Raw genomic sequence first — 17,642 nt, 5'->3', positions numbered from 1 at the left:
CTTTTTTACTTAAATCTTTTGAGTTGCGAATAATAAACACTACTTTTGCAGTTAAATTAAATAGGCTTCTAATAATCTTTGGAAGTCATTAAGAAATAAAACGTTTAATTGATTTCATCATAAAATGAGTTGCGATTATAATTATTCAGTAATTATTAATTCGTAATTAGCTTCGCTGAATATTCATTTCGTAATTAAATAAATATGGCAACAACAGGCAAAATCGTTCAAGTAATTGGTCCAGTAGTGGACGTGAGTTTCGTAGATGGTTCTTTACCTCATATCTTAGATGCTCTTGAAGTAACAAAAGAAGACGGTACACTCGTCGTACTAGAATGTCAGCAACACTTAGGCGAAGACCGTGTTCGTACTATCTCTATGGAAGGTACAGAAGGTCTTAGACGTGGAATGACAGTTACCAATACAGGTCAGCCGATTGCGATGCCTGTTGGAGAAGATATTAAAGGACGTTTGTTCAACGTAGTAGGTGAGGCTATCGACGGTATTCCTCAGCCTAAAGGAGAACAAAAACTTCCTATTCACCGTGACCCTCCTACTTTTGAAAACCTTTCTACTTCAACAGAAGTACTTTTTACAGGTATCAAAGTAATTGACCTTTTAGAGCCATATTCAAAAGGTGGTAAAATTGGTTTGTTTGGTGGTGCAGGTGTAGGAAAAACAGTACTTATCCAAGAGCTTATCAACAACATTGCGAAAGCCTACTCTGGTCTTTCTGTATTTGCAGGTGTAGGTGAGCGTACTCGTGAAGGAAATGACCTTCTTCGTGAGATGTTGGAATCTGGTATCGTAGATTATGGTAAAGACTTCTTGCACTCTATGGAAGAAGGTGGATGGGATTTGACAAAAGTTGATCAAGAGAAAATGAAAGACTCTAAAGCAACTTTCGTTTTCGGTCAGATGAATGAGCCTCCTGGCGCACGTGCAAGAGTTGCTCTTTCTGGTCTTACAATCGCAGAGTATTATCGTGATGGAGACGGACAAGGAAAAGGACGTGATATTCTTTTCTTTATTGATAACATTTTCCGTTTTACACAAGCAGGTTCAGAAGTATCAGCCCTTTTAGGTCGTATGCCTTCTGCCGTAGGTTATCAGCCAACACTTGCTACTGAAATGGGTGTGATGCAAGAGCGTATTACTTCTACAAAGCGTGGTTCAATTACATCAGTACAAGCTGTTTATGTACCTGCTGATGACTTGACTGACCCAGCTCCTGCAACTACTTTCTCTCACTTGGATGCAACTACTGTACTTTCTCGTAAGATTTCAGAGCTTGGTATCTATCCTGCCGTTGACCCATTAGACTCTACTTCACGTATTTTGAGTTCAGAAATCGTAGGAGACGAGCATTATGATACAGCACAACGTGTGAAGAATATGCTTCAGCGTTATAACGAGCTTCAAGATATTATTGCTATCTTGGGTATGGACGAGCTTTCAGAGGAAGATAAATTAGTCGTTTCTCGTGCAAGACGTGTTCAGCGTTTCTTGTCTCAGCCGTTCCACGTAGCAGAGCAATTTACAGGTCTTCAAGGGGAGCTAGTTGATATTAAAGATACTATTCGTGGATTTAATATGATTATGGATGGTGAGTTAGACCACTACCCAGAAAAAGCATTCCTTTTGAAAGGTACAATCGAACAAGTAATTGAAGCAGGTGAAAAACTTCTTAAAGAAGCGAACGCCTAATCATAAATTAAAAGTTTAAACCCTAAGGGTCTTGAAGACCCTTAAGGTTTGGAATTAAATATAAAAAACTATGTTTTTGGAAATTATTACTCCAGACGATAAAGTATTTTCAGGACAAGCGACAGGTGTTTTAGTGCCCGGTTCGGAGGCTAAAGGTTCTTTCGAAATATTGGACAATCACTCTGCTCTTGTTAGTTCACTACAAGAAGGAAAAGTAAAAATACGTACACAAGAAGGAAAAGAAGTTTTTTACAACATTAGTGGTGGCGTAATTGAAGTGCTTAATAATCATGTTATTATTTTGGCTGAATCTACCAGTAAAGATGAATTTGTTAAGTAAGTAATTCCTTTCTAGTAAAAATATATAAACCATTTTATTCAAAAAATGAATGAAATGGTTTTTTGATTTAGTCCATCAAATGAATCTCTACTACTTTTTTGTTATTAAAGCCTCGCTCTGATATAGTGATAAACTTTATTTTGTTGTAGGGAAGATAAGTTGATGTTTTGCTCATTCTATCATTCTCCACAATCAAGTAACTCTCTCTAAATTCAAATTTGAGCAAAGGCGAAAGCAAACATATATTAGGTTTGTGTACACTAGAATCTGTTGTCAGAACGTGAGTGATGATAGACACTTGCCTAAGTTCATCGACATCCAAACTACTCAAAATTTCTTTACAAGCTTCTTTGTCTAATTGAGCAAAACCAAGATGTGGAAGTAATGTAAGACAGAAAAAACAAATAGCAGAAGCAAAAATTACCTTAACAATTTTCATAGAAATTATATTATTTGAACTGAAATAGTTTTATAATCAAGATGCTTTTCTAGCGTGTTGGTTGCATCTTTATATTTTTTATCATTTACTTATGCTTCTTATTTTACTTTCTAATCTGATTGTTACTTCTTTTTTGGTAGGACTGATTTGGTTTGTCCAAGTAGTTCATTATCCCATTTTTCAAAAGGTGGGGAAACAGGAATTTCATCACTTTCATACTTTTCATACTCTACAAACAGGAAAAATAGTCATTTTGCCGATGCTTTTAGAACTTGGTCTTTCTATTTTGCTCGTTTGGGAAGGTCATGGAATAGATTATATGCTCAGTACAGATAACATAAGCGAAAATATGGCGATGAGAATGGGGAATTTTTATTCTTATTCGTTTATTGCTTTGTCTCTAACTATCTCACTTTGGATTCTGACAGCTTGGATTTTTGTCCCTCTACATGGAAAATTAGGAAATGAGAAAACAGGATACGACAAAGAAAAAATGAAAAAGTTGGTTCGTAGAAACTGGTTTCGTACTATTTTATGGTCATTCAGACTACTCTTTCTAATTTATATGATGATTGAAACAACAAACAACATATATATGTAAAAGTGTTTACTTACTATATTTCTCTTGAAAAGCTGCTTTTTGTTTTAAATACTCTTCATTTTCTTTGGCTAGAAACCATTTTTCTTTAAAAATTCTAGCAGATTCTGCTTTTATGGGGTCTTCTTGTTGGCGTTCTAACTGTGGTCTGCCGTGTGAACCACTTTGCCCTTTTTTGTCATCTGGAACTGCTCCTTTGTATTTTCTACCTCCTTTGTAGTTGGCATATCTTCTTGAACGAGTATAACCCATTTGCAGAAATTTACGAGCCATATCTGCTCCTATAAAATCATTTTTTTCAAGATACTCTAAAAAAAGTTCATATATTTTTTCAGAAGATTTTTTAGCAATTTCTGGATTTTTGAATCTCCAGTAAGGTAATATTTCAGACTTGTAGGGTTCTACAAGCAAAACACCTTGTTCGCCTTTTCCAACTGCATAGAGTTCTGGATTTTTTCGCAAATCAAGTTCTTTATAATTGAGAGAATAGTCAAATTTTTTCATAGATAAATATTTCATTTCAAATATATTTAATAAAACATAAAACCAAAGGTTGTTGTTTTAGACTATCCTATACCTTTTTTCTTGCTCTGTAAGTATAAAAATTATTTTTTTGTAGTATTTTAGTATCTAACTAAATGAAAGAATAAATCTTATCACAAATAATAAGCATTTATGTATAGACTATTTTTAAATTAATAAAACCATGAAAATGCAAAAGCAAATATTTACCTCAATCACATTATTTATTTTTTTAGGATTACTGTTATTTTCTTGTAAAAAAGAAAATCAAGAGGAAATCATATTAACTAACTCAGATTTAGAAGGAAGATGGAATGTTGATAGTTATGTTGTAACTGTACCAGCATTTAATGATAAGGAAAATGTTGATGTGACCAATACAAACTTTGTTTTCGAAGTAGATGGAACTTGTCAAGTTAATAATAATGCTGATTATACCAATTTACTAAATTATTTATTTAATCTTGAGAAATGGGAAATTAATGCTGAGAATAAGAACGAGGTTATATTCAATAGAGGTACATCTTTACAAAGGATTCTTACTGTAAAGTCTATTACTCGTTCTTCGATGAAAATGGAGTTGATAGATTCAAATATTGGCATAAATATCGTTTACTTGATAAGTTTTTCTAAATAAACGGCTGAAACAGTTGAATTTATAGGCTATTTAATACTCTCTTTTCTATCTAGTATTCAAAAGTTCTGAGTCTTGTTTACTTCTAACATTGATGTTTATCATGGTTAGTTTCTCAAGAACTATTTTAATCAGTCAGACCTATGGTACAGAACAATTAAAATCAAATTTTTCTATATGTCTGTACAGTATGTCTGACGCATACAAAATAACAGTAATAAGATTTATTAAACCTACGACAACTGCACAAAGTTTTCTACACCTAGCTTTGGGTTAAATCAAGATTATCATTTTGAAAAAGCTGTTTTAGATTAGCTTCTAATCAACGCTTAATTACTTTGGCTAGCTCAAAAACTTCTACATTAAACTTTACCTTAATTTTTTTTATATTTGTATAAAATAGAAGAAAGCAAAAGTTTAAGGATAGAGATAAAAAAACTTAGTTGGTAATTGATACGTTAGCTTATTTGTAACTTTTAATTGTTAATTTTTAATTGAATTTATGCCACTCAACGAAGAAATTTATAGCGAAGTCAAGAAAATATTTACAGCCTATTTAGAAAACAAATCATTACGCAAAACACCAGAACGTTTTGCTATCTTAGAAGAAATTTACACAAGAGGAGGTCATTTTGATGTAGAATCGCTCTATATCAGTATGAAAAACAAAAATTATAGGGTTAGTCGTGCTACTGTTTATAATACACTAGATTTGCTTGTTGATTGTGATTTGGTCAGTAAGCATCAGTTTGGAAAAAACATGGCACAATATGAAAAATGTTATGGCTACCGTCAGCACGACCATTTAATTTGTACAGACTGCCATAAAGTAATTGAGTTTTGCGACCCTCGTATTCATAATATTCAAACAATGGTAGGCGAACTGCTCAACTTTAAAGTAATGCACCATTCTCTGAATTTATATGGTGTTTGTGCAGATTGCCAAGCAAAGACAAATCACGAAAACGAGCAAAAAGAAAAACAACTTAACACGAATGGTTAATTATTAGTGATAAGCGATTAATATTTTTTTTAATCATCATTCAACTAATAATTAATAATTTATCATTAATAACTAATAACTATTCAAATGAATTTTACACACACAGTTAAAGAAAAAATTCTCTTCTTAGAATTAGAAGGTGATTTATTGGGTGCAAATAAGGAAAACGAAGTTTTAGAAGTTGTCAAAGAACAAATTGAAGAAAAAATTACTTCTTGTGTTGTTGATATTTCCAAAGTAGGTTATATGAACAGTACAGGACTTAGCTTCCTTATTCGCTTGCTTACTCGTTTTAGAAATGCAGGGGGTGATTTGGTTCTTTTGAAGCCTTCCGAACAAGCAAAAAAGCTGCTCGTCATTACGAAACTCAATAATATTTTCTCTGTTGCAACAACAGAAGAAGAAGCTATAAAACTATTTAATTAATCAATATAAAAAACTCTTCTGTACGCAGTTATAGAAGAGTTTTTTTGAGAAAATGGAAATGTTGGTAGTCTTGTCTAATCTCATTTTCAGTTCTTAATTTCAAATTCTCAATCATATATAAAGGAATGGATATTCTACTTGGCTTACAGTGGGGCGATGAAGGAAAAGGAAAAATTGTCGATTTTTTAGCTCCTAAATACGATGTAGTGGCTCGCTTTCAAGGAGGACCGAATGCTGGACACACACTTTTTTTTGATGGTCTCAAACACGTTTTGCATCAAATTCCATCTGGAATTTTTCGCCCTACGATTCAGAATGTAGTAGGAAATGGTGTAGTGTTGGATGCCGTAATCTTGAAAAAAGAAATTGAAGCTCTACAAAAATTAGATGTCGACGTAAAAAAATCGTTGTTCTTTTCTAAAAAGGCTCAACTTATCTTACCAACCCATCGAATTTTGGATGCAGCACAAGAAAAAGCAAAAGGTAATAACAAAATTGGCTCAACGTTAAAAGGAATTAGTCCAACGTATCAGGATAAAATTGGTCGTTCTGGACTTCGCTTGGGAGATGCTTTATATCCTAATTTTAAAGAACGATACGAAGCCATAAAAGCAAAACATTTGGAAAAATTAAATAATCTGAATCCAGAAGAAAACGACTTACCTTCTGACTTTGCTGATATTGAAAACACTTTTTTTGAGGCAATTGAGTTTTTGAAAGATTTCAAAATGATTGAAAGCGAGTATTTCATCGACGATGCCATCAAAGCAAACAAAAAAGTATTGGCAGAGGGCGCACAAGGAACACTTTTAGATATCGACTTTGGTTCTTATCCATTCGTAACCAGTTCGAATACAGTATCTGCTGGAGCTTGTACAGGATTAGGTGTTGCGCCAAGCAAAGTAAAAGAAGTATTCGGAATTTTTAAAGCCTACTGTACAAGAGTGGGTAGCGGACCTTTTCCAACAGAATTAGAAGATGAAACAGGAGAAGCACTTCGTAAATTTGGAGGAGAATTTGGCGCAACTACTGGCAGACCTCGCCGTTGTGGTTGGTTAGATTTGCCTGCTCTAAATTATGCTGTTATGATAAATGGTGTTACGCAGCTTTTCATGATGAAAACAGATGTCTTGACTCCTTTTGATGAGATAAAAGTGTGTACACATTACAAACTAGAAGACGGAACAATAACAGACAGACTTCCTCATGACCTTGTAACACAGAACATAGAGCCTATCTATAAAACGTTTGAAGGTTGGGAGGAAATTGCAGAAGGCATTACATCTTTTGAACAGCTTCCAAAAAATCTTCAAGCCTATATCAAGTTTATAGAAGAAAATGTAGGAGCAGAAATCACATTAGTTTCTTTTGGTCCTGAAAGAAATGCTACGCTGATGAGAAATGAACTGCAAACTGTTTAAATTTTTATAGGGACAATGCATGCATTGTCCCTACTTTTACCCTTCTATTCGTTGTTGGTATCTCTAGCAATGACCAATATCATCGTTTTTTGAATAAGGCAAGCCTTATTACTACATAAAACTCAATCCTATTTATTTCATACCTAATTCAGCAAACCAAAATCCTTTTACCTCATTCTCACTTGGCAAATCACACTTTTCTTCTGTCTTGATAGTGAGAGGTTTGTAGAGTTTTTCACCAACGGTTATCTCTATTTTTTCAGAAAAATAAGGGGCATAATTACAAAAAGAATGAAACTCCCCATTTTCACCACAAGCATCTACTTCTTTTGGTAATTTGTCCAAAAATGAACTATCAATTTTTCTCCCCACAAAAGATTCATCTAAAAAAGCATCACTCACACAACAAGTAACCGATTCAAAACCTTGCTCAATAAAATCATTTACCAAAAAATTAGTATCCATTTTCCAAAGGGGAAAAACGGCTTTTATACCTGTATCTTTAAGCTGATTTTCTCTGTATTCTCTCAAATCTTCTAAGAAAATATCTCCAAAAATAACAGTTTCTATGCCTTCGTTTTTTAGCTTTTGAAGAACTTTATTCATCTCAGCTTCATATTCTTGGTTCGTCCCTTCTGATAAGAAAAATTTGAGCAATGGAATACCAATCACTTGAGCTTGTTTTTCTAAAAGCTCCTCCTTTATGCCGTGCATCGTAACTCTTCTGTACGGCAAACTTAGTGTTGTGATAAGATAAACAACTTCATATTTTTGTTCTTGCAATACTTTTTGAAGACAGTAAGCTGAATCTTTTCCTCCACTCCAAAAAAAGGCAGCTTTAGGAAGGTTATTTTTATTTTCTGACATAATTTGAGATTAAAAAATAGGTGTTGGTTTTTTGTTTTCATCTAACGCAACAAAGCTAAAACTTCCTGTAATGGCTTGTTCTCGCTTTTCTGAATACATCTCTTCAATATAAATTTCAACTGTTACATCAAGACTTGTATTTCCTACTCTTGAAACCACTCCGACGAGTTCGATGATTGTTCCAGCAGGAATAGGCACTTTAAAATCTATTCGGTCAGAAGAAACGGTTACGACTTTTTTACGTGTAAAACGAGTAGCTGTTATGAATGCTACCTCGTCCATCAGTTGCATTGCTGTTCCTCCAAAAAGCGTGTCGTAATGATTGGTTGTGTTGGGAAAAACAGCTTTAAAAATACTGGTTTTAGACTTTGCAATGAGATGTTGGATTTCTTCTTGTGTTGGCTTCATAGATTTTTTATTGAGTAAAATAATTTGACACAATATTAGTCATAGTATCTATGAAAATAAATCTTTTTGTGTTTTTTTATATGAGTTTACACTGTGTCCTCATAGTATATTCTTGATTGTCAATTATAGCTATTCCATCAATACTCAAGTAACCTTCATCTATTTTTATAACTATATCTACATCAAAATGCTCCATCAAATAAATACCCACATCATAGTCATCGATATTGTCTTCATTTATCCTTAAAGAGTCATTTGTGTCTAGTTTGACTTGCCTAGCATAGAAATAAGGTGGGTACAAACTCCAGCTACATTCGAAATCATCATCTTCTAATAAGTTTTCAAATACAGCTTCATTACCTCGTATTTCTATATCGCTAACATAGATTTTCTCTGATTTTCTTTCAATATCTAATACTAGCTCATTTTTTTCTATCCCAAAATTATAGTTTCCTAGTTTGAATATCTCCATTTTTATTAAATTTATGTAACGATTTGAATGTTAGGAATTATGTAAATTTTTATTTTGATACAATTATGAATTTAGAAATAGATTTTTCAAAAATTAATGATTTAGAATCTATGCATAATTCTTTAAAGAAGAAGTTTGGTTTTCCAGATTTTTATGGAAAGAATGTAAATGCACTCATAGATTGTTTGACTAGTTTAAGATACCCAGAGGATGGGATGACAAAGGTTATTCTTAAAAAAGAAGAAGTTTTAAATTTGACTATCTACTCTATGCCTTATGACAATGCGTTAGTTATAAATCATTTTTTTATAGCTATACAGTCAGTAAATAGTCGATATAAAATAACAGATGATGTACCTCCTATAAATTTGATTTTACTAGATTGATAATTTGAATTATGATAAAAAGTGAATTATCAAGCATCCTTAATTAAGAAATCCTACTCCAATTAATTGTTTGTGCTTTCTGTATTTTTTCTAAACTGACTACTAAAGGCTGATTTTCTTCTTTTTCTAATTTTGGGTCATTTTCCAAGACTTCTTTGGCTACTTCTCTCGCTATTTTCAGAATCTCGCCATCTCTTGCCAAATCTGCTACTTTCAAATCTACTGTTCCACTCTGCTGCGTACCTGCAATATCGCCAGCACCACGGAGTTTTAAATCTTCATCGGCAATCTCAAAACCATTAACAGTTCTGGTCATTACTTCCAAACGCTTTTTACCTTCTTTACTCAATTTATAACCACTCATCAGAACACAATACGACTGTTCGCTACCACGCCCCACACGTCCACGCAACTGATGAAGCTGTGAAAGTCCAAAACGCTCTGCATTCTCAATAACCATTACCGACGCATTCGGAACATTTACCCCCACTTCGATAACTGTTGTGGCAACTAAAATTTTGGTTTCGTTATTCGCAAAACGCTGCATTTCAAAATCCTTATCTGATGGACGCATCTTTCCATGAACAATACTGACAGGAACATTCGGAAAAGCACGGCTAATACTTTCATAACCATCTTCCAAATTTTTATAATCTAGCGTTTCAGATTCTTCAATAAGTGGATAGACAATATAAATCTGTCTTCCCAAATCAATCTGACTTTGCATAAAACCAAAAACACGCAAACGGTGTGCATCGTATTTATGAACCGTTTTGATAGGTTTTCGTCCTGCTGGAAGCTCATCAATAATCGAAACATCTAAGTCTCCATATAAAGTCATGGCAAGTGTTCTTGGAATTGGTGTGGCTGTCATTACCAACACATGAGGAAAAAAGCCTTCATTTTTTTGCCATAATTTAGCTCGCTGTGCTACTCCAAAACGGTGTTGTTCGTCTATCACACAAATTCCCAGTTTTTTAAACTGCACTCGGTCTTCCAAAAGTGCATGTGTTCCGACAATAATATGCGTTCTACCAAGTTGTAGATTTTCTAAAATATCTCGCCTTGCTCTTGTTTTAGTTGAGCCTGTCAGAATATCTATTCTCAGCCCTAGTGCATCACAAAATCCTTTTAAACCTTCATAGTGTTGTTGTGCCAAAATTTCTGTCGGTGCCATAAGACAGCTTTGCGCTTCATAGTCTATTCCCATCAGCATAATCAGAAATGAAACAATCGTTTTTCCACTTCCTACATCTCCCTGTAAAAGTCGGTTCATTTGGCTGCCCGACTGTACGTCTTGATGAATTTCCTTAATTACTCGTTTTTGTGCGCCAGTAAGTTCAAAAGGCAAATGCTCTTTAAAAAATTTGGATAAGGTTGGCGTTTTTTCAAAAACTAAACCCTTATTTTTATCTGTCCTGACCAGTTTTAGTTGAAGAAGTTGAAGCTGAATAAAAAATAGCTCTTCGAATTTTAGTCTGTTTCTAGCTGATTCTAGCCACTTCGTATTTTTTGGAAAATGAATATGAACAATGGCTCTCCTTCTGTCTAATAAATTATTTCTTTCTATAATGGAAGCTGGAAGAGTTTCCTCAATTTCTTTATGTACTTGACGGATAAGATTTTGCATCAAGTTTGAAAGGCCACGGCTATCCATTCCCTTTGCCTTCATTTTTTCTGTGGTATGATAGACAGGCTGCAAATATAGCTTTTCTTTTTCTGTTGGAATATAGAGTTCTACTTCTGGATGAGCAATGCTAAAATTTCTACCATACATATTTGGGCGACCGTAGGCGATGTATTCGTGTCCTTCTTTCAATTTTTTAGCTACCCAATTTGCTCCACGAAACCAAACCAATTTTACCTCACCAGAAGCGTCTTCTAAAATAGCTTCTAGTCGTTTTTTTCGTCCTTCTCCCCAAAGATTTATATTTCTTAGCCGTCCTTTTAGTTGTACAGCTTTGTCTTCTTCTGAAATCAGACCAATTTTTTGAAATTGTGTACGGTCTTCATAGCGAAAAGGTAAGTGCATTAGCAAATCTCCAAACGTTCGGATATTCAGTTCTTTCATCAACACTTCGGCACGCAGTCCACCCACACCTTTCAGAAACTCTATTTTTGTATCAAAAACAGTCTTCTTAATAAATTTTGGTGCAGTAGTTTCTGTGTTTTTTTCCTCGTTTGACGCTATATTTTGGGTGTTTTTTTCCAATACTTTAAAAAGATAGTGCTTTACAAAAATAGCAAATTAAAGTAGAAAAACAAGACATATTGCTAATTTTGTTAGACTTACTTTTAGTCTCCAATAGAATAACCAAAATTGTTGATTATTAAAGTCTAATTCCTAAAAAGGTAATATCATCTCTTTGTGAAATAGTTTTCTGATGATTATCTAATAGTTTTGTTAATGCTTGTTTTTGTAGTTCAGTTTCTAGTGCTGCAAGGGTAGGCAAATACTCTAATATTTTATTTGTACCTAACTTCACTCCATTTTCATCAGATTGGTCTGGATAACCATCGGAGTATAAATACAACATGGTTTCTTTAGGTAAAATTAGCTCTTGACTACTAAAGTTTTGGTATCTTTTCTTTCTTGAATAACCACCAATAGAGCGTCTATTTCCTTTCACAACTTGCAAATCATTAGTAGGAAGAACATAAAATAAAGGACGTTTTGCTCCACAATACATAACTTTAATATCTCCACTAGCAGATATATTTCTATCTATCACACAAAGGGAAATATCCATTCCATCTGCATTCACTTTTTGGTCTTGACGTAGTGATGTTCTGATTTCCTTGTGTAACCATTCTAAAATAGAAGCAGGGTCTGTAAGGTGTTGTTGTGATACAGCTTCATTTAAAAACGCATGTCCGAGCATAGACATAAAAGCTCCAGGTACGCCATGTCCTGTACAGTCCACCACAGCAATAAAGGTTTTATCTTTTGTTTGTGTAGCCCAATAAAAGTCTCCACTTACAATGTCTTTGGGTCTGAAGATTACAAAATGATCTTCAAAGTAATCTTGAAGTTCGGTTTTGATAGGAAGAACAGCTTGTTGTATGGTTTGAGCATAGCGAATAGAATCTGTGATATTGGTATTTTTATTTTCAATAATCTGATATGCCTTAATATTATTTAGTGCAATAGCAGTATATGCTCCTAAGGTGTCTAACATGTCTAACTCTAGTGAAGAGTATGTGTGTGTTTCCATACTCTGTACTGTCAAAACTCCTACTGTTTCTCCTTCTAAATGCAAGGGTAAATACACTAAGGAATAAGGTAGATTTCCTACTTCTACTTCTTCTAATGCGTTATCAAAATATTCTTTATACTGTGATTGTAAGTCATTTATTATCAGTCTCTGATTATTTTTTAGGCTTCTCACAGATAGTTTAGTATCGTCTTTGAGACTGTCAGCATGGGCAGGTAGTGTTTCGTTATTTTCTATGAAGCCCTCAAAATCTATTCTACCAGCTTCTTTATTCAAAACTCCTATTCCAAATCCATCTGCTGGCATAAGTGTATTTATATTTTCATATACCGTTTGTATGAGTGTCTTGACATCTAAAATATTGGTTATTTTCTGTCCTATTTGGCTAAGAGTACGTACATTTTGATACGATTTTTCTATTTCTTCTTTCTGCTGATTAATAGCTGTATTGGCTAAGAAAAGATTTTCTGCTTGTTGTTCTAGTTCTTCTTTCTGATTATTGATAGCTACATTAGCTTGTGCTAAATTATCAGCTTGCATTTGCAACTCCTCCTTTTGCTGAACCACTTCTGCTGTTCTTACTTCAACGATTTCTTCTAGCTTTCTCTTCTCTCTTTCCAGCCTTTTAGTGTTAAGTTTTACGATTGCCCAAATTATTAAGATAGCTAATATCGTATATGCTGCATATGCCCACCATGTTTTATACCAAGGAGAAAATATTTCAAACTGATATGTTACTTCTTCACTCTCTGCTCCCCATAGATTTTTAGCTTGCACTTTAAATATGTATTTCTTGTCGGAGAGGTTAGTATATTCCTTTTGAGTTTTGTCTGTCCAAGCAGACCATTTTTCATCTAATCCTTCCAATTTATAACGATATTGTGTCATTTTAGAAAAAGGCATAGACGGACTAGCAAATGAAAAACGCAGAGCATTAATATCAGCAGAAAGTTGTAATATTTGGCTTTTAGGCTGTTTTCCGATGGCAATGCTATCTGAATCAAAGAAAACACCACCAAATAGCAAGGAATCTGTTTCTCCTAAAAAATCTATTCTTCTTACAAATACATTAGGTTTTTGTTTTGTAAGAAACTTTTGTTTTGTATCTATAAAAACTACGCCTTCATCTATACCTATGGCTATTTTATGTTTTGGCAATACAGCCATTCCGTTGAGTTCGTTATAGGTTTTTAACCCTGCCATAAAATCACTCTGTTTTCTATACTTTCCAGATTCGTTCCACAAAACTTCTTTTTCTCCTTTTTTTCTGTACCATATATTTCCTTCTCTATCTTGATATAAATCTGTGATATTTTGCCCTTCTAACAGAGAGTTCAATTTTTTATCTATGACAAATTTATCTTGAGAAGCATCGTAACTATATACCTTATCTTCAAAAGTAAGTACTATTTTATCTTGAATTTTATAAATAGATGTTTCTTCTAAAGACGGTACTCCTTCCTCAACTCCATATATTTTCACTTCCAACAAACTATCATAATTTTCAGAAAACTTCAATCTAAATACTCCTTTTCTACTATTTCTTGCCCACCAATATCCTTTATTTTCTACTATGTGGCGTATAGGTTCTTCAAAATTGGAATATATTTTTTCATTCCACACTAAAGCGTCTTCAAATTCTGATTTATGTTCAGATTTTGTAAGTAGAGCTATCTGTTTAGAATAAACTGCAAGTAGTTGTAGAGAATCTATATTTTCTATTTCAGAAGTAGTGGAACGCACAGCCCAAGTAGCTTGTGATCTTTTATCCAATACCAATAAATTGTAAGCAGATGTATCTACTACTTTAAATATCCCTAGATTATGTCCATAGTACAACGCTTTGTTTTGGTTAAGCACATCTAAAGCATAGCCTTCTGTTCCTGCTAATATTGAAAATGACTTCTGTTTTCCAGTAACAGGGTCTATCTTGACAGGAAAGTCATTATGATACACTCCAAAAGTAGTTCCTATATAAATTCTATTAAAAGCAGAAGAATAGGCTGTATTTAGTCCTCTTCCAAATACTCCTTGTTTTTCTCCTATTGTAGAATATGGTATAGACAGATACACACAGGCAATACCGTTGTCCGTAGCAGCCCAAAGATTGTTCTTATTGTCTAAGAAAATGTCATAAATCGTATTGCTTTCTAATATATTTTCCTTACTCAGATGAAGTTTTACATTACCATTAAAATCTGTAATATAAATACCATTTCGAAGTGTGCCGATAGCAATGTTTTTATTTGGCAACATCACAGAACAATATCCTTTGTATTTATTAAGTGTTTCTGAGGAAGAAAAAGAAATGGGGATAGTAGTTTTATTCTGTATTTTGTATATTCCTTCTGGACGAGAAAGTACCAGAATACTGCTTGGAGTATCTGACAATACTCCATATACATTAGTATTATCAGTGTTTTCTGCAACAGGCTCTAATTCATAATTTTGGTTGAAGGTGCAAAGACCTGTTGCCATATCACGAACATAAAACGTGTTATTGGTTAAGAAAGCTGTATGAAAGTTTTTTTCCGATGAAACAAATTTGAAAAACTCCAATTTTGTTTCTTTATTTGTGAAAATAAATATATGCTCCTTTGTACGAAAATATATTTTATCTTTGACAACAAAAGTCTGCCAAACATCTGTAAAGTTTTGTACCTCTTTTGGAATTTTATCCATTAGCGACACGTAGTGTAGAGTATTTGTAGAATCAGGTTTTAGTACTCCAAGCTCTCCTTTAGCTCCTACAAAAACCCTCCCATAGCTATCAGTTGCCAATGATTTGACTGTGGACTGATTTGCTGTTCTGTATCTATTCCAACTCACACCGTCAAATTCTAACACTCCTCCATTATTACCAACATAAATAATATTATTGGGAGTTTGTGTGATAGCCCAGTTTTGTGATGCTCCTCCATGCTCCTCTTGTCCAAAATTACGCACCAAAGGACTACCCATATTTGGAATAAAAACAAAAGACGAATCACCAAAATTTTGGCAAAAAGAATTTTGTAGTAGAAGTAAAAATAGTGGAAATACTATTAGGAAAATATACTTTATTTTCATACAAAAAAGTAAAATAAAACTAAACAAATTATTATCTAGCTTAACCTTTTATTAAGTTTTGAAAGAACGTTTAGTTTGTCTGGGTAAGTCTTCTTGTAGTAAGAGGGAATTCTATGGGAATATGCAATAATAACTTTTTTTGCTTAAAAAGTAAAGCATTTGCTAAATTAAAAATATACTAATTTGGCTCTACACAACATCTAAAGATTATCATAATTTATTGCACTATTCAAACACACCTCCAAAATTTACCAATCTATTATAACACCTTTCTCAATCAACAAAAACACATATTTTAACGTAAAACAATGAATTAAGCACATTAGAAAAATATACCAATGAAAAATACCTTAATCATTACAGAATACCAAAACCATTTCTTAACAGAAAATCGTAAAGACCCTATTACTGGAGATAGCTTTTCCATTGGAGATGAGATTGTTTTTTGTGCTGGATGTAAATCAGCTTTTTTGAAAGAAAGTTGGGAGTATATGAAAGAAAGGCATTGTAATCAAAACCTTACTCTTAGTTTGTTTCCTAGTTCGTCTCCTTTGAATTTAGAAAAAGTTGTAGATAAATTTGCACCATCAGCAGACATTGGCTCTCGCTTTTTAGCCTTCTTTTTTGATGGACTAATCAGCGTTGCTCTTACTGCTATTATTTCTTTTACAGCAAATCTATTTTATCCTTTACCTCCCTTTTGGTCTTACACAATCTTTTTTATTTTTATGATGTTCAGAGATGTGACATTCGGTAGAGCCAGCATAGGAAAAAGACTTCTAGGCTTAGAGTTTTATAAAACAGCAAGGTTGAACCATCGTATTCTTTTGATACGTGTGGGATTTCGTAACGCTGTTTACTGGCTTCCAAATATAGCTTTAGTTTATTTTACTTTTACTCTAGGTATGTTATTGTTGGGAATACTCTTATTTTTCATTGGCTTTCTCTATAATCTGATATACTTTCTTTACCTGATAACAGATAAAAATCCTATTTCAGATGAAATACTAAATATTCGTTTGATGGAAAGTGATAAATGCACCAAATGGATACCAATAAAATAGCTAGACTAAAAAAGAGAAAAATGAAAAATACCTTAATCATTACAGAAAACCAAACTCATTTCTTAGCAGAAAAACGTCAAGACCCTATTACTGGAGATAGCTTTTCTATTGGTAACGAGATTGTTTTTTGTGCTGAATGTAAATCAGCTTTTTTGAAAGAAAGCTGGGAGTATATGGGCAATAGACATTGTAATCAATCACAAACACTCTATGCATTTCCTAAAAAAACAACCATTATCAGAAAAACTCCTGTGGTTGTACCCAAATCAAAACGTAAAAAAAACACTAAAAAAATTATAGAGATAGAAGAGACAGAATTAAAAAAAGTAAGTTATGAAATGCGTGCTCTATCTGTACTCTACGACCTTGTACTCTGTTATTTTGCTGGAGGTTTTTTGAGTATTTTTATTTTTGTAATATTTGATATTGAACCTCCTGAGTATTATATAGGTTTATTTCTATTCCTTATTAGGGATATAATTTTAAAAAATGGCAGTGTTGGAAAAAGGCTGGCAGAAATGTTATTTCTAGACATTCAAACAGAACGTTCTCCATCTTGGATAAAAATGCTTATCGCTACTTCAATTCGGAGTATTCAATCTTTAATTGCCATCTATCTGTTCACGCAATCAAAAACATCAACAGAGTTTACTATGCTTATCATTGGCTTTATACTTTATCAGATATACATAATGGTGTATCAAATTTCCCCAATAGATAGATTATTAAAAATAGCATTAATTAGAAAGGAATGAAGAAGACTTTAATAGTAACAGAACACCAAAACCATTTCTTAACAGAAAATCGTCAAGAACCTAGATAAAGTTGTTTAAGACCTAAAAGCGAGCAGAGCTAATATAGTTTTTTGTTGGTACTGCCCTATCGGTCTGACCTTGGTCTATTAGTCAGTCTCGCTAGAGCAGACTGTAAATAATTTATTTTTTCTCTATTAACTTCGATAATTAAAATACATAAACTAGTCTTTCAAGAGAAAAACACGCCCAATTCTATTGATAATATTTTTCATTAACTTTACTCTACAAGTTTTTTTTAAACAAACACAAACGAGTA

17 protein-coding genes are annotated in these 17,642 nt (G+C 33.2%); 10 read left to right on the top strand and 7 right to left on the bottom strand.

All coding sequences use genetic code 11. The annotated features are described in order from the left end of the window. The first annotated feature begins 204 nt into the window (after positions 1–204). Both atpD and atpC read left to right on the top strand, forming a co-directional pair. Complete coding sequence (gene atpD / locus QZ659_RS13550; RefSeq protein WP_291726364.1) at positions 205–1,707, top strand: F0F1 ATP synthase subunit beta; 1,503 nt, start codon at positions 205–207, stop codon at positions 1,705–1,707. 70 nt (positions 1,708–1,777) lie between these two features. Beyond that, entirely contained in the window at positions 1,778–2,047 is a 270-nt protein-coding gene (atpC, locus tag QZ659_RS13545) for an ATP synthase F1 subunit epsilon (RefSeq protein ID WP_291726363.1), read from the top strand. 67 nt (positions 2,048–2,114) lie between these two features. Here the strand turns inward: atpC and QZ659_RS13540 are convergent, their stop codons facing one another. Next, on the bottom strand, positions 2,115–2,486 hold the full coding sequence (locus QZ659_RS13540; RefSeq protein ID WP_291726362.1) for a hypothetical protein: 372 nt from the start codon (positions 2,484–2,486) through the stop codon (positions 2,115–2,117). Positions 2,487–2,577: 91 nt separating this feature from the next. Between QZ659_RS13540 and QZ659_RS13535 the strand changes: the two genes are divergently transcribed. After that, positions 2,578–3,087 carry a hypothetical protein gene (locus QZ659_RS13535; RefSeq protein WP_291726361.1) on the top strand — a complete coding sequence of 170 codons (510 nt, stop codon included), beginning with the start codon at positions 2,578–2,580 and terminating at the stop codon, positions 3,085–3,087. A gap of 6 nt (positions 3,088–3,093) precedes the next feature. Here the strand turns inward: QZ659_RS13535 and QZ659_RS13530 are convergent, their stop codons facing one another. Next, entirely contained in the window at positions 3,094–3,603 is a 510-nt protein-coding gene (locus QZ659_RS13530) for a DUF4385 domain-containing protein (RefSeq protein ID WP_291726360.1), read from the bottom strand. A 193-nt stretch (positions 3,604–3,796) separates the two neighbouring features. Here QZ659_RS13530 and QZ659_RS13525 point away from each other — a divergent pair, with 193 nt between their 5' ends. The 4 genes from QZ659_RS13525 (at position 3,797) to QZ659_RS13510 (ending at position 7,090) form a co-directional block, all read left to right on the top strand. Continuing rightward, positions 3,797–4,243 (top strand): hypothetical protein, encoded by a 447-nt coding sequence (locus tag QZ659_RS13525; protein WP_291726359.1) that lies wholly within the window; start codon positions 3,797–3,799, stop codon positions 4,241–4,243. A gap of 499 nt (positions 4,244–4,742) precedes the next feature. Beyond that, the gene (locus QZ659_RS13520; protein WP_291726358.1) at positions 4,743–5,243 is read left to right on the top strand and encodes a Fur family transcriptional regulator; all 501 of its coding nucleotides are present in this window, start codon (positions 4,743–4,745) and stop codon (positions 5,241–5,243) included. Between the two features lie 87 nt (positions 5,244–5,330). Beyond that, entirely contained in the window at positions 5,331–5,669 is a 339-nt protein-coding gene (locus tag QZ659_RS13515; RefSeq protein ID WP_291726357.1) for an STAS domain-containing protein, read from the top strand. Between the two features lie 125 nt (positions 5,670–5,794). Then, positions 5,795–7,090 carry an adenylosuccinate synthase gene (locus QZ659_RS13510; RefSeq protein ID WP_291726356.1) on the top strand — a complete coding sequence of 432 codons (1,296 nt, stop codon included), beginning with the start codon at positions 5,795–5,797 and terminating at the stop codon, positions 7,088–7,090. A 132-nt stretch (positions 7,091–7,222) separates the two neighbouring features. Here the strand turns inward: QZ659_RS13510 and QZ659_RS13505 are convergent, their stop codons facing one another. From QZ659_RS13505 to QZ659_RS13495, 3 genes are all read right to left on the bottom strand, one after another. Then, positions 7,223–7,957: a diphthine--ammonia ligase gene (locus QZ659_RS13505; RefSeq protein WP_291726355.1), complete on the bottom strand. Its 735-nt coding sequence runs from the start codon at positions 7,955–7,957 to the stop codon at positions 7,223–7,225. Between the two features lie 9 nt (positions 7,958–7,966). After that, positions 7,967–8,365, bottom strand: a complete 399-nt coding sequence (locus tag QZ659_RS13500) for an acyl-CoA thioesterase (RefSeq protein WP_291726354.1) — start codon at positions 8,363–8,365, stop codon at positions 7,967–7,969. Between the two features lie 76 nt (positions 8,366–8,441). Next, positions 8,442–8,837, bottom strand: coding sequence for a hypothetical protein (locus tag QZ659_RS13495; RefSeq protein ID WP_291726353.1), 396 nt, complete (start codon positions 8,835–8,837; stop codon positions 8,442–8,444). Between the two features lie 65 nt (positions 8,838–8,902). On the opposite strand from QZ659_RS13495, the gene QZ659_RS13490 reads away from it, so the two are divergent. Continuing rightward, a complete protein-coding gene (locus QZ659_RS13490; RefSeq protein ID WP_291726352.1) occupies positions 8,903–9,223 on the top strand; it encodes a barstar family protein in 321 nt (106 codons plus the stop codon). A gap of 43 nt (positions 9,224–9,266) precedes the next feature. Here the strand turns inward: QZ659_RS13490 and recG are convergent, their stop codons facing one another. Then, complete coding sequence (gene recG / locus QZ659_RS13485; protein WP_291726351.1) at positions 9,267–11,435, bottom strand: ATP-dependent DNA helicase RecG; 2,169 nt, start codon at positions 11,433–11,435, stop codon at positions 9,267–9,269. 118 nt (positions 11,436–11,553) lie between these two features. Next, the gene (locus tag QZ659_RS13480) at positions 11,554–15,399 is read right to left on the bottom strand and encodes a SpoIIE family protein phosphatase (RefSeq protein WP_291726350.1); all 3,846 of its coding nucleotides are present in this window, start codon (positions 15,397–15,399) and stop codon (positions 11,554–11,556) included. A gap of 446 nt (positions 15,400–15,845) precedes the next feature. On the opposite strand from QZ659_RS13480, the gene QZ659_RS13475 reads away from it, so the two are divergent. Together QZ659_RS13475 and QZ659_RS13470 are read left to right on the top strand one after the other, a co-directional pair. Beyond that, on the top strand, positions 15,846–16,571 hold the full coding sequence (locus tag QZ659_RS13475; RefSeq protein WP_291726349.1) for a hypothetical protein: 726 nt from the start codon (positions 15,846–15,848) through the stop codon (positions 16,569–16,571). A gap of 20 nt (positions 16,572–16,591) precedes the next feature. After that, on the top strand, positions 16,592–17,326 hold the full coding sequence (locus QZ659_RS13470; protein WP_291726348.1) for a hypothetical protein: 735 nt from the start codon (positions 16,592–16,594) through the stop codon (positions 17,324–17,326). Positions 17,327–17,642 lie beyond the last annotated feature (316 nt).

This window comes from Bernardetia sp., from assembly GCF_020630935.1.
In the GTDB taxonomy this organism is placed as follows: domain Bacteria; phylum Bacteroidota; class Bacteroidia; order Cytophagales; family Bernardetiaceae; genus Bernardetia.
Note: the sequence above shows the minus strand (reverse complement) of the source record. Positions and strands in the feature narration are given on the sequence as shown.